The 13,183-nt window shown below is 63.0% G+C and carries 10 protein-coding genes and 1 pseudogene; 6 read left to right on the top strand and 5 right to left on the bottom strand.

The genetic code is table 11. The features are described 5' to 3' along the window. Nucleotides 1-516 precede the first annotated feature (516 nt). The 3 genes from TZ03_RS31135 to TZ03_RS20445 are packed head-to-tail and all read left to right on the top strand — an operon-like array spanning nt 517 to nt 2,490. On the top strand, nt 517-660 hold the full coding sequence (locus TZ03_RS31135; RefSeq protein ID WP_160297750.1) for a hypothetical protein: 144 nt from the start codon (nt 517-519) through the stop codon (nt 658-660). Nucleotides 661-676: 16 nt separating this feature from the next. Beyond that, nucleotides 677-1,018: a hypothetical protein gene (locus TZ03_RS20450; protein ID WP_051099991.1), complete on the top strand. Its 342-nt coding sequence runs from the start codon at nt 677-679 to the stop codon at nt 1,016-1,018. Next, complete coding sequence (locus tag TZ03_RS20445) at nt 1,018-2,490, top strand: MFS transporter (RefSeq protein WP_051099990.1); 1,473 nt, start codon at nt 1,018-1,020, stop codon at nt 2,488-2,490. Before TZ03_RS20450 ends, TZ03_RS20445 begins: the two co-directional genes overlap by 1 nt. A 4-nt stretch (nt 2,491-2,494) precedes the next feature. Here TZ03_RS20445 and TZ03_RS29060 read toward each other — a convergent pair. From TZ03_RS29060 to TZ03_RS20430, 4 genes and pseudogenes are all read right to left on the bottom strand, one after another. Continuing rightward, a pseudogene (locus tag TZ03_RS29060) lies at nt 2,495-2,641 on the bottom strand (endonuclease/exonuclease/phosphatase family protein); the annotation flags it as partial. Beyond that, the gene (locus TZ03_RS20440) at nt 2,638-2,880 is read right to left on the bottom strand and encodes a hypothetical protein (RefSeq protein ID WP_051099989.1); all 243 of its coding nucleotides are present in this window, start codon (nt 2,878-2,880) and stop codon (nt 2,638-2,640) included. The gene TZ03_RS20440 and the pseudogene TZ03_RS29060, both read right to left, overlap by 4 nt. A 65-nt stretch (nt 2,881-2,945) precedes the next feature. After that, nucleotides 2,946-8,030 carry a trifunctional serine/threonine-protein kinase/ATP-binding protein/sensor histidine kinase gene (locus tag TZ03_RS20435; RefSeq protein ID WP_051099988.1) on the bottom strand — a complete coding sequence of 1,695 codons (5,085 nt, stop codon included), beginning with the start codon at nt 8,028-8,030 and terminating at the stop codon, nt 2,946-2,948. A gap of 42 nt (nt 8,031-8,072) precedes the next feature. Then, a complete protein-coding gene (locus TZ03_RS20430) occupies nt 8,073-8,723 on the bottom strand; it encodes a response regulator transcription factor (RefSeq protein WP_051099987.1) in 651 nt (216 codons plus the stop codon). Nucleotides 8,724-8,925: 202 nt separating this feature from the next. On the opposite strand from TZ03_RS20430, the gene TZ03_RS20425 reads away from it, so the two are divergent. From TZ03_RS20425 to TZ03_RS20415, 3 genes are all read left to right on the top strand, one after another. After that, the gene (locus TZ03_RS20425) at nt 8,926-9,300 is read left to right on the top strand and encodes a response regulator transcription factor (RefSeq protein WP_051099986.1); all 375 of its coding nucleotides are present in this window, start codon (nt 8,926-8,928) and stop codon (nt 9,298-9,300) included. Nucleotides 9,301-9,485: 185 nt separating this feature from the next. Then, nucleotides 9,486-10,688 (top strand): NAD(P)/FAD-dependent oxidoreductase, encoded by a 1,203-nt coding sequence (locus TZ03_RS20420; RefSeq protein ID WP_051099985.1) that lies wholly within the window; start codon nt 9,486-9,488, stop codon nt 10,686-10,688. Nucleotides 10,689-10,727: 39 nt separating this feature from the next. Further along, on the top strand, nt 10,728-11,639 hold the full coding sequence (locus TZ03_RS20415) for an MBL fold metallo-hydrolase (protein WP_051099984.1): 912 nt from the start codon (nt 10,728-10,730) through the stop codon (nt 11,637-11,639). A gap of 166 nt (nt 11,640-11,805) precedes the next feature. Here TZ03_RS20415 and codA read toward each other — a convergent pair whose 3' ends face one another. Then, nucleotides 11,806-13,047, bottom strand: coding sequence for a cytosine deaminase (gene codA, locus TZ03_RS20410; RefSeq protein ID WP_051099983.1), 1,242 nt, complete (start codon nt 13,045-13,047; stop codon nt 11,806-11,808). Between the last annotated feature and the right edge of the window lie 136 nt (nt 13,048-13,183).

The raw sequence follows: 13,183 nt of genomic DNA, 5'->3' as shown, positions 1-13,183 counted from the left end.
CATGGCAACTGCAAGGCATTTATCAGGCGGGATAATCTGAACCAGCAATGGCTTTGAGGAAGCCTCGGTCGGCGAGCCGCCGCAGGTCTCGCCATTCGCGCCAGTCAATAAGGCCCAGACGGTCCATTTCGTCGGCCTGGCGCAGCAATTCTTCGTGGTGAGTGCTTGGTCAATCGCGCCTACGCCCAAGATCGTCATACAACAGAAACCAACGGTTCACTGCGGCCAGGCGGCGCTGTTCTTGGGTAATCTGCTGTGTAATCGCGTTCATATTGGCCGTGGGACTTTGTCGCCGGTCTTGCCATCGGTGTGCTTCATGGTCTGCTCCTCGAGCGAGTGAGGTATTTTCAGAAGAGCGTGCCGACGGGCGAAAGTTTGATTCGTTTGCCTCAGCGCAAGCACTGTTCCAAAAGCCAGCGCGTTGGCGCGGGAGGCATATCCACCAAATCGGATTGAACAGTTCTCTCGGCGACACAGCCTAATACCTTGAAAACCCATTTTTTCAGGAGCCAGACCATGATCGACCCGAACCATCCCGACCCGTATGTCGACGAGGTGCAGCACAACCTTGGCGAACCCGCCCCCCAGCCTGAGCCGGAAGCGGAGGCGCCTGATTGGCCGGACGGCCAAGTCCCGCCTGAAGAACAGTCCGACGGCTGAGTTAAGGAGATTCACCATGAAGATCATCAAGCCTCATTCTCTATTGTTGGCGCTGTGCCTTGGCGCCAGCGCACCGCTGGTGATGGCAGCCACCGACATGAACGACCAACGCGCGCCTGGCACGCAGACGCATGACAGCGACCAGATGAATGGCAACGGCGGAGCCACCGGCGCTGGCACACCCGCAGATGGCATGGGTAGCGGATCTGGCGGTACCGATAGCAATGATACGGACAACACCGGTGGCGATGGCACCACCAATGGCTCGGGTAGCGGTGGCTCAGGGGCTGGTACAGGTAGCGGTCCAGGATCTGGCACCGGTGGCTCGGGCAGCGGTGCCGGTGGTTCGGGCGGTTGATGACCCAGGCTGTGCAGCAGCCCAGCGGTGCTTCGGCGCAGGGGCGCTTCTACAACACCGACATCCCTGCCCGCCTCGACCGCTTGCCTTGGACGCGTTTTCACACTCTGCTGGTACTGGCGCTGGGCATCACCTGGCTGCTGGACGGGCTGGAGGTCACCCTGGCAGGATCGGTGGCCAGTGCGCTGAAGGGTAGCCCAGCGCTGAACATGACCAATACCGAGATCGGCCTGGCGGGCGCCACGTACATCGCCGGCGCGGTGCTCGGCGCCCTGCTCTTCGGCTGGCTCACTGACCGCCTGGGGCGGCGCAAGCTATTTTTCATCACCTTGTTCCTGTACATCGGGGCCACTGCGGCAACGGCGTTTTCCTGGAATCTGTGGAGTTTCCTGCTGTTCCGCTTTCTGACTGGCGCCGGCATCGGCGGCGAGTACACGGCAATCAACTCGACCATTCAGGAGTTCACGCCGGCCCGCTACCGCGGCTGGGTCGATCTGACCATCAACGGCACGTTCTGGCTTGGCGCAGCACTGGGCGCAGTCGGCGCGGTGGTGTTGCTCGACCCGCAGGTGGCTGGCGCAGACCTGGGCTGGCGCCTGTGCTTTGGCATTGGCGCCGTGCTGGGCCTGGTCATCATACTGATGCGCCTGTGGATACCAGAAAGCCCACGCTGGCTGATGATCCACAATCAGCCAGAGGAAGCCGAGCGTATCGTCGCCAGCATCGAACGCCGTTATCAGCAGTGTGGCATCGCAATCCCTCCCCTGCAGGCCCCGCCTCTGCGTTTGTGCGCCCGCGACCATACGCCGCTGCGCGAGGTGTTTCACAGCCTGTTCGTGGAGCACCGCCGCCGGGCGCTGGTCGGCCTTGCGCTACTGACCGCCCAGGCGTTCTTCTACAATGCGATCTTCTTCACCTATGCCTTGGTGCTGACCGATTTCTACGGTGTGCCCGCGGCCAAGGTGGGCTGGTACGTGCTGCCCTTCGCCTTGGGCAACTTCTGTGGCCCGTTACTGCTCGGCCGGCTGTTCGACGTGCTCGGCCGGCGCATCATGATCAGCGCGACCTATCTGATTTCCGGCGTACTGCTGGCCATCAGCGGCTATCTGTTCCAGCAGAATCTGATCGATGTCACCCAGCAGACCCTCGCGTGGATGGTAATTTTTTTCTTCGCCTCGGCGGCGGCCAGTTCGGCCTACCTCACCGTCGCGGAAACCTTCCCGTTGGAAATTCGTGCGCTGGCTATCGCCGTATTCTATGCGTTCGGCACCGGCCTGGGCGGCCTGATCGGGCCCACATTGTTTGGTGCCTTGATCGACAGCGGCGAGCGCATCAATGTGTATTACGGTTACCTGACGGGTGCCGCGCTGATGGTCATCGCCGCGCTTGGCCAGGCATTGTGGGGCGTAGCGGCCGAACGGCGTGCGCTTGAACATGTCGCCCGGCCGCTGTCGCAGGTCAACGACAGTTGAGCCATTCCGGACGCGGGAACTGCTGGTTCGCCGCCTTCAGTTCCTGAAGACAGACCACGTCAGGCTGTTCCCGCTGCAACCAAGCCAGCAACGCCGGCAGGCGGTTGCGGATACCGTTGATATTGAAGGTGGCGATCTTCAACGTTTTCATGCGTCTGGATCGCTCACGTGAGCCCGCACTGCGTCCTCCAGCGCCCGCACATGAGCCTGATCGGCTAGCGTCTTGAGCGCCAGCCAATCGTCCCAGTCGATAGCGCCATCGTCTCTCAGGGCCTCGGCGGTGCGAATCAGCTCCTGATGGTAGGCATCCGGCGACTCGCGTCGGTAACTGATGTCGTCATACTGTGAGTACCAGGCTTCGAGTTCAGGAATGCTGCGTTCGATACTCATGGGGCCGCCCTCGCTAAACCATTATTGGTGAGAGCCTATCCGTCGCGTGATGTTCAACTTTGCAATCAGCGCATTTTGGCCAATGTAAATTGCACTGTTGCCCCGCGCGGATGATTACGAGCAGCCGTCAATTGCCCGCCCTGGGCCTCGACGATAGATCGGCAGATCGACAATCCCATTCCCAACCCGCTGGCCTTGGTGGTGTAAAACGGCGCGAACGCAAGTTCCAGGTTTTCCGTCGCGAACCCCGGCCCGCTATCGCTTACCGTCACTTGTACACCTTGCTGATTCATTGCGGTGCTGATTTGCAGCTCGCGACAGCCTTCGTCAACATCCGACATGGCTTCCAGCGCATTGATGATCAGGTTCAGCAGCACCTGCTGCAGCTCTACCCGGTCGGCCTGCACCTGCGGCAAACCCTCGGCGAGCGCAGTGTGCACCAGCGCCCGCCACTTCAGCGCCTCTCCCCGGGTAAAGTCGACCATTTCAAGCACCACCGCATTGACATCCACCGCCTGCTTCTGCGGCGGGGCCTTACGGATCAGTTCACGAATTCGCCCCAGGACTTCCGCCGCCCGGTTGGCATCCTTGATGATCCGCCCAAGGCCCAGGCCTACCTCGTCCAGTTGCGGAGGCTGTGCACGCAACCAGCGGATGGCGGCATTGGCGTTGGTGACCGTCGCGGCGATCGGCTGGTTGACTTCGTGAGCAATCGAGGCCGCCAGCTGGCCCATGGTGGCGACGCGGTTGGCATGGGCAAGTTCGGATTGTACCTGGCGATTTCTCGCCTCGCGTTCAGCCACCTCGTGATACAGGCGAGCGTTTTCCAGCGAGATAGCTGCCTGCGACGCGACCAGCCGTAGCACCGCGATGCGCGCAGGGTCGAAAACACGGCTACTGAGGTTGTTTTCCAGGTACAGCGCCCCCACCACCCGCGCCTGGTTGGTAAGCGGTAAACACAGCAGAGAGCGCGCTCGCCATCGGCGGATATAGTTGTCGGCCATGCACGCAGGATCACTGATGGCGTCGTCCAGGCACAGGCTTTCCCCGGTGCGCAGCACCTGGTAGAGCACCGACTCAGCCAGCAAGGTGCTGCTCACCGGTTCGTTGCAAAGCGCCACCTCACCCTCACCCACGCTTGCCTGCGCGACGACACGCGCTTCACCCCCGCGGGCGCGAACCAGCACGCCCCGTTCAGCGCCGGCCTGCTCGATCGCCGTGCGCAGCACCTGGTTGATCAATTTTTGCAGATCGACTTCACCCGACACGGCTTGTGACACCTTGAGCACTGTCGCCAGATCCAGGTGCTCGACCGGGGTAGCGATGGTCGCCGTGGGGCCCGGTTCAGGGTCGACATTGCGCAGATAACGGTGACGGCTATCCAACTGGCGTACCTTACCCTCGGCCCCCCAGCGCAGGTAGCCATAACGAGCGTCGCGAAGGTAGACACGGGCAATCCGGGCAAGCCCCCGAGCGCCATAGAAACGCGCCGCCAATTCGCTGGCCAGCGCCTCGACATGCACGAAGCCGCTGTCACGCGCCAGCTGGATAGCCTGCTCATAGAGATGCTCGGCCTCGACCAGCCGCCCTTCCACCCGTGCAATTTCTGCCTCCACCAGTGCCAACCGGCTGGCGAAGGTTGCCGCGCACTGCTGCGCCCAGATCTGCAACTGGCCATGATGCTCCGCTAACGCCTGCAACGTTGCTTGATCGAAGCCTTCGCGGGCGGCCAGCGTCAGTGCAGCGAAAAAGTGGTACTCGGCCTCTTCGAAAAACGAGGCGATTACCCACGTCAGCAGCTTGGCTTGCGCCGCGCAGGCTTCGGCCGCCGCATAATCGCCTGCCAAGTATCGCGCCTGCAGCTTTCGCACCCAGTATTTCCCGGCAGCCAACGCCAGGTCTGGAGCATCGCGCAGATGCTGTTCAAACCGCGCCTCGCTGAAGTGATCGTCGTCCAGGCAACCGAAGGTCGGCGTTTGCCCGCGCAATGTGCGGATCAGCGCCAACTGCGTGTTGATGAAGTCGATCACCAGCCCGAAATGCACCTTCTCGGCATAGGCAAGGCCCTGCTCAGCCTCCGCCTGCATGCTGCCCAGCGCTTCGCCGCTGAACAACTGATCGGAGATCAGCCCATTGCCCACGTAGGCGGCATAAGGTAAATCGCCGACCCGGTTGGCCGCGACGAACGCCCGCCGCAGGAGCTCGCGGCATTCGCTGACCGGGCGTGTCCAACGCACCACGAACATTGAAAAGCACAGGAATGTGCCGGCTTCGAAACGTTGAAGGCCGCGCCGCTCGACCAGTTCGCAGCCCAGACGCCCGAAGCGGTAACCGGTCAGATAGTCGCCAAAGCGCCGGGACACGCGCCCGATGTTGGCGTAGAGCATGCACGAGGCATCACAGTTGCCGTGCGCAAGGCTCAAGCTCACGGCTTTGCAAATGGTCAGGCAGGCCAGGTTGGCGTTGGTTTGCACGGCCGGGGCAAAAAGCTTGCACAACGCATCCAGGGTAGCCAGAGATGTCGCGTCTTCCATCAGCGGCAGGTCGATCAGTTGCTCGATACTGCGCTCACCCAAAAGCAATGCGATCTGGTCATACTCGCTACGCACCTCGTCATCGTCCGGCTGCGCCACCCATTCAATGCCCACCTGGCGCAACCAGGCGAGGCAGACAGCCACAGCGCGGTCGCTGCGGTCGAGCATCAGGCAAACGTCCATATGCAGGCATGCCACCGCCACGCCTTCAGCCGCGGTCCTGGCGCGTTGTGCCAGGCCGACCAGGCGGTTGTCCGCTTGCTCGAGCTGGCCGGTGAGAAACTCGCATTCAGCCAGGTTCAGGGCCAGGGCAAAGCTCAATTCGTGAGGATGAGCCGCGCCCCCTTCATTCAGCAATTGCTCACCCATGCTCAAGTAGGCCAGCGCCGAACTGTAGGCCGACGCAGCCTTGGCACGGCGCCCGGCCAGCAGGTTGAGCTCTGCCAATTGCTCGCGTTCGGCATTGGCGTCGATCAGCGCCGCACCACGATTGAGCTGGCCGACTATCTCGAAAATGGATTCTTCGCGGTGATGGGCCGGTATCTGCTCGGCCAGCAGGCGACCGATACGCAGGTGCATGGGAGCCCGCTCAGCTTCGGCGATCATGGAGTAGGCAGCTTCATGGATGCGGTCGTGAACGAAGGTACAGGTATCCTCCTGTTGGGCCACCAGCTCCAGCCGAACAGCGGCCCACAAAACAGCTTGCACGCGCTCCACCGGCAGGTCGAGCACCAAGCCTAGGGTTTGTGTCTGCGCCACGTTCCCCAGGCATGCCAGGTGCTGCAGCGCCTGGCGGGTAGCCAACGGCAGGCGGGCAAGCTTGCCGACCATCAGGTCGACCACGTTGTCGGTGTAGCCCTTGGCATGGATACGCTGCGAATCCCAGCGCCAGCGCCGGGCAGCGTGGTCGTAGGCGAGCAGCGACTCCTCAGCCAACGCCTGCAGAAACTGGATGACGAAAAACGGGTTGCCGGCGGTCTTGTCCTGTACCAGTTGGGCCAAGCCCATCACGCTAGGTGCCGGGCAGTGCAACGATTCGGCGATCAGTTGTTCGATATGCGGGCGGGCCAGGGGCGAGAGGCGGATCTCATGCACCGGGGCGCCAGCCTTGCGGATCGCCTGGAGCCTGGCGTTCAGCGGGTGGCGGGCGTCCACTTCATTGTCGCGGTAGGCGCCCACCACCATGACATGGCGCAGGTCCGCGTGCGTGAGCAAGTCCTCGAGCAGGTCGAGGGTGGCCGCGTCCAGCCATTGCAGGTCGTCCAGAAACAGCGCCAGCGGGTGCTCGGCGCTGGCGAACACGGCGATGAAGCGGCGCAGCACCAGCAGGAACCGCCGCTGCGCCTGTTGCGGGTCCAGTTCCGGCACCGCAGCGGGTTCGCCGACGATCAGCCGCAGCTCCGGAATCAGGTCGGTCATCAGCCGTGCGTTGGGCCCACACGCCGCCAGCAATGCATTGCGCCATTCGGCCAGTACCTCGCTGCTTTTACCAAGCAAGGTACGCACCAGGCCCTGAAACGCCTGGACCAGCGTCGAATACGGGATATCGCGCTTGTACTGATCGAATTTGCCACTGGCGAACAACCCTCGCGGCGGCACCAGCACCTTGTGCAGTTCATTGACCACCGAGGATTTGCCGATACCCGAATAACCGGACACCAGCACCAGTTCCGGCACGCCGCTGCGTACCATGCGGGTGAAGGCATCTTCAAGGATCTGCACTTCGCGTTCGCGGCCGTAGAGTTTTTCTGGGATCAACAGGCGCTCGGGCGTGCCTTGCTCATCCAGGCTGAAGGCCATGATGCGCCGGTTCTGGCGCCAGTCGGCGAGGCAGCGCCGCAGGTCGTGCTCAAGGCCGGCAGCGCTTTGGTAGCGGTCTTCCGCGGTCTTGGCCAAGAGTTTCATCACCACCTGCGAAAGTATCTGCGGCACGGTGGCGACGCGCTCGCAAGGCGGCAGTGGCTTGCGAGCGATATGGCAATGCACCCATTCCATGGGGTCTGCGGCGTTGAAGGGTAGCGAGCCTGTGAGCATCTGGTACAGGCTCACCCCCAAAGCATAGAGGTCACTGCGTGAATCCACAGAGCGGTTCATCCGCCCTGTCTGTTCAGGCGCCATGTACGCCAAGGTGCCGGCGATGGTCTCCGGCGGCTCGGGTGGCTGCCGCTCGCGGGGAAAGCGCGAAGCAAGGCCGAAACCGGTCAGGCGGGCCTTGCCGTCGTCGCAGTTGACCAGAATATGCTGAGGTTTGAGGTCCTTGTGCACCAGCCCGGCCAGGTGCAGGCGGCCTAGGGCGACACTGATTTCAACAGCCAGCCGAAGGCAGGTTTCGATGTCCAGCGGCGACACCAGCAATGCCGACAAAGGTTGACCACCGGGGTCGCCCAGCACCAGGCGCGGCTTGCCGTTGATGCGTTCCAGGGCCTGGGGCAGCAGCGCCCAGCTAGCGTCCAGTTGCTCGCGCAGGAGATATTCGTGGGTCAACCGGTCGACGGTAGCCGGTAATGGCTGCTCGTTGACCGGCCGCATCACCAGCACGTTGCTACCGTCTGGGCGCCGCAGCCGACAAAACAGGCGATCACCATCGTTCCACAGGATTTGCTGTTTGCCTGCCATGGGTCCGGGCCCCATCATCGAATTGAAAGAAAGCGGGCTCTGTCAGACGCTGCGCCGAGACGGCTCGACACCCAGCGCCTCAGCCATGCGTACCAGGTCGGCCACTGAGCGCGCGCCGAGTTTCTTCATCATCTGCCCGCGATGCACTTTTACCGTAACTTCGCTGAGGTTCAGTTCAGCGGCGATCTGCTTGTTCATCAGGCCTGCGGTGACGAACGCCAGCACCTGGCGCTCCCTGGGCGTCAGCGCCTCGAAAGCCTTGCGCAATGCCACGCCCGCCTGTTCGCTTGCCAGGCGCTCGCGGTCACGAGCCAGGGCGTTGGCCACCGCGTCGAGCATGTCCTGGTCACGGAACGGTTTGGCGAGAAAGTCCACCGCGCCAGCCTTCATCGCCTTCACCGACATGGCGATGTCACCATGCCCGGTCATGAATACCACCGGAATACGCACCCCGCCCTGCTCCATCTGCGCCTGGAAGGCCAGGCCGCTTTCGCCGCGCAGGCGCACATCGAGCACCAGGCAACCGGGCACAGCCCTGCGGGGAAAGGCAAGAAAGTCCTGGGTGGACTCGAAGCTTTGCACCTGCAGGCCGACCGAACGGAACAGGCCGTCAAGCGCCAGGCGCATGGACTCGTCGTCATCGACGATGTACACCACCGGCTCCTGCGAGCCGTGTGCGCGCGGTAGGGCCATTTTCGCTCCTTGAGCAGTGACGCCGAGTGCTGTGGGCAAGTGAAAAATCTAACCTATTGTTGGGTAAAGTTCACAGGTTTGGCCACTGCAAACTGGCAATACCAGACTCAGGTATCGTCCAGCTATACCTAGGTATACTTCTGCCGCTTGCACGACGGGGTATCTTGGAACAACGGCACAGGCCGCCAGGAGCAGAGCGCGCATGAAGCAGCCAACCGGAGCACTGATTGCCGTTGTCGACGACGACGAGTCCCTGCGCGATGCGCTCGACGGCCTGTTGCGCGCCACCGGTTACCGTGCCCGCACCTTCGCCAGTGGCAGCGACTTCCTCGCCTCCGATGGCCCGGGCCAGGCGCACTGCCTGATCTCCGACATCCAGATGCCCGGCATGTGCGGTGTCGAGCTGCTGACGCAACTGCATGCCCGTGGGATCGACATCCCGGTGATCTTCATCAGCGCCCACCCCGGGCAGCGCTCGCGGATCACCGCGGACATGCCCGGCGTGGTCACCTGCCTGCCCAAGCCGTTCGAAGCCCAGCACCTGCTGGACTGCATCGAGTCAGCCCTGCAGCGCTGAAAAGCCTCCCATCGATACTTTGGTATACCCCCTTGCCACCTATGCGTAACCCGGCGCACACCCATGGAGAAGTGTGCCCGCCCGTGCCTCTGGATAGCATCGATATACAGCGAACGACTGGCCAGCCAGTGTCTGGCCAGGGCTGTAGTTCAGAACAATCAACCGTCCAACCCAGGAGCACGATCATGAAACAGCAACTTGTGGTTATTGGTGCCGGCTTCGCCGGACTGTGGAGCGCCCTGAGCGCCGCGCGCCTGCTCGATATGCATGACCGCCAGGACGTAGAGATCACCGTGCTGGCCCCACAAGCCGAACTGCGCATCCGCCCGCGCTTCTACGAAGCCGACGTGCACAGCATGTTCGCCCCGCTCCAGGCGCTGTTCGATGCCGTGGACGTCCGTTTCATCAAGGGCAGCGCCGAAAGCATCGACGAACAGGCTCGTTGCGTCCGCTACCGCGACGAAGCTGGCCAGCCGGCGCAACTGGCCTATGATCGCCTGGTCCTGGCCAGCGGCAGCCAGCTGGCCCGGCCACCGGTGCCTGGCCTGAACGAGTACAGCTTCGACGTCGACCAGATCGAGTCGGCCGCGCGCCTGGAGCAGCACCTGATGGCGCTGGGCAAGCGGCCCGCCAGCGCCGCCCGCAACACCGTGGTGGTGTCCGGCGGTGGCTTCACCGGGATCGAGACCGCTACCGAGATGCCTGCCCGCCTGCGTGCGGCACTGGGCGAAGAGCAGCAGGTCCGGGTGATCCTCATCGACCGTGGCGAGCGCATCGGCGCGGCCTTGGGGGAAGGTATCCGGCCCTCAATCATCGAAGCCTCGGACGAACTGGGCATCGAATGGGTCGTCGGCGCCAGCGTGACCGCCATGGATGCCGACGGCGTGACGCTGGCTGATGGCCGGCGTATCGAAAGCCAGACCGTAGTCTGGACTGCCGGCATGCGCGCCAGCCCACTGACCGAACAGCTGGCCGGCACGCGCGACCATCAGGGGCGCCTGCATGTGGACGGCAACCTCAAGGTGCGCGGGCTGGAGCATGTTTTTGCCGCTGGCGACGTGGCCTATGCAGCCACCGACGATATCGGCAATTTCGCCGTGATGTCCTGCCAGCACGCCATCAGCCTCGGTCGCCATGCTGGCAACAACGCCGCAGCCGACCTGCTGGGTGTGCCACCCACGGCCTATCGCCAACCCAAGTACGTGACCTGCCTGGACCTGGGTTCCTGGGGCGCAGTGTACAGCGAGGGCTGGGACCGCCAGTTGAAACTTGTGAAAGGCGAAGCCAAGGAACTCAAGACCCAGATCAACACCGTGTGGATCTACCCACCTGTAGCCGAGCGTGCTACCGCCCTGGCCTCTGCCGACCCATCGATTCCGGTGGCATGAACCGCACACGACCTTTTCCGTCCGGGCAGGAGAACGACCATGACAATGCCAATCAACCAAGTCGTCGCAACCGATACCGAAGAACTGGTGCCCTCGCGCTATGCCGTGAAAGTGGGCGACATCGATGTGCTGGTGGTGAGTGACGGGGTACTGCCGTTGCCCACCGAAACCATGTCGACCAACGCTGACCCGGCTGCCCGTGCGGCCTGGTTCAAGAGCATGTTCCTGGGGCCAGAAGCCTTCGACTGGGCATTGAATGTATTGCTGGTGCGCAGCGGCGAACAGGTCATCCTGGTGGATGCCGGGCTGGGTGGGCAGTTTCCCGGATTCCCGCGGGCCGGGCAGTTCCCGAAACGCCTGGCGGCTGCCGGCATCGCGCTGGAGTCGATAACCGATATCGTCATCACCCACATGCACATGGACCACATCGGCGGCCTGCTGGTCGATGAGGTAAAGAACCGCTTGCGTGCCGACGTGAAGGTGCACGTTACCGCTGCCGAGCTGGACTTCTGGGCCGCGCCGGACTTCTCGCAGACCGACATGCCACAACCCGTGCCGCAGGTATTGCGGTCTACGGCCACGGCGTTCGTGCAAGCCTATGGCAGCAGGATCCGCACCTTTGAACGCCATCATGAAGTGGCGCCCGGCGTAGTCGCCAGCCTCACTGGCGGCCATACCCCTGGGCATTGCGTGGTGTACGTCAACTCGGGCGGGGAGCGGCTGACGTTCGCAGGTGACGCGCTGTTCCCGGTAGCCTTCGATCATCCAGATTGGCACAACGGTTTCGAGCATGACCCTGAAGAGTCGGTACGGGTACGAGTGGCGCTGTTGCACGAAGCCGCCACCAGTGGCGAGCTGTTCGTTGCCACGCACCTTCCCTTCCCCTCTGTGGGCCGGGTAGCGGTCGAGGGTGAAGGGTTCCGATGGGTTGCGGGTTTCTGGAATTATTAAGTATTTGGGGCCGTTTCGCGACCCTTCGCGGCGGTTCGACGCCTCGACAAGCCCGCTCCTACAGGCTTGGCGCTGAGTTCAGGAAATGCGCGATCCTTGTAGGAGCGGGCTTGCCCGCGAAGGGCTGCAAAGCAGCCCCAGTAAAGCCGACAGATCATCGGTCGTTTCAGGACACCCGCTCGACCCGTGCAGGCGTGCGCCGCATCAGCACCTTGCCGTTGCGTACCGAGACCAGTGCATGCCCTTGGCTACGCACCATCTCGTAATCGTCCGGGGCCGACAGCAGCAACAGGTTCGCCGGCCGCCCCACCTCGATCCCGTAGCGCTCGCCCAGGTTCAAGGTGCGGGCGCTGTTGTCGGTGATCAGGTCCAGGCAGCGCTGCAGGTCTTCGTAGCCGAGCATATGGCAGATGTGCAGGCCGGCTTCGAGAATGCGCAGGATGTTGCCATTGCCCAGTGGGTACCAGGGGTCGACGATGGAGTCCTGGCCAAAGCACACGTTCATCCCGGCACGGTCGATCTCGGCCACGCGGGTAACCCCGCGGCGTTTCGGGTAGTTGTCGAAACGCCCTTGCAGGTGAATGCTCTCGGTCGGGCAAGACACGAAGTTGATGCCCGACAGCTTGAGCAAGCGGAACAGCTTGTAGCAATACGCGTTGTCGTAGGAGCCCATGGCCACGGTATGGCTGGCCGTCACCCGGGCGCCCATGTCGCGTACCCGGGCTTCTTCGGCCAGCACTTCCAGGAAGCGTGACTGCGGGTCGTCGGTCTCGTCGCAATGCACGTCCACCAGGCAGCCGGTACGCTCGGCCAGGTCCATCAGGAACTTCACCGACGACACGCCCTGGTCGCGGGTGTTCTCGAAATGCGGGATACCGCCGACCACATCGGCACCGATGGCCACCGCTTCGGTCATCAGCGCCCGGCCATTGGCGTACGACTCGATGCCTTCCTGGGGGAAGGCGACGATCTGCAGGTCGACCAGGTGGCGCACTTCGTCACGGACCTCGACCATGGCCTTGAGCGCGGTGAGCCTGGGGTCGGTCACATCGACATGGGTGCGCACATGCTGGATGCCGTGGTCCACCAGCATGCCGATGGTCTTTTTCGCGCGGGTCTTGATGTCGTCGTGGGTGGTGAATTCCTTGCGTTCAGCCCAGCGTTCGATGCCTTCGAACAGGGTGCCGCTCATGTTCCACTTCGGCTCGCCAGCGGTCAGCGTGGCGTCCAGGTGGATGTGCGGTTCGACAAAAGGCGCCACCACCAGGTTCTGCCCGGCGTCCAGGTCATCGGCAGTGCCCGGCACCAGCACCTCAGCCTGCTGCTCGATGGCGGCTATGCGCTCGCCGTGCAGTTTGATGCGGAACAGACCGGGCTTGCCGCGCAGGCGTGCGTTGAGGATGTTCATGCTGTAGCTCCTTGGGCGTCGCTCATGGTTTACCAGCATAGTGGCCGGGCAGGTTTCGGGCTAACGCTATCCCTGTAGGAGCGGCTTTAGCCGCGAACACCGGCAAAGCCGGTGCCATCCACCGCGCTGGATTCTT

It is taken from the genome of Pseudomonas sp. 10-1B, from assembly GCF_000935045.1.
In the GTDB taxonomy this organism is placed as follows: domain Bacteria; phylum Pseudomonadota; class Gammaproteobacteria; order Pseudomonadales; family Pseudomonadaceae; genus Aquipseudomonas.
Note: the sequence above shows the minus strand (reverse complement) of the source record. Positions and strands in the feature narration are given on the sequence as shown.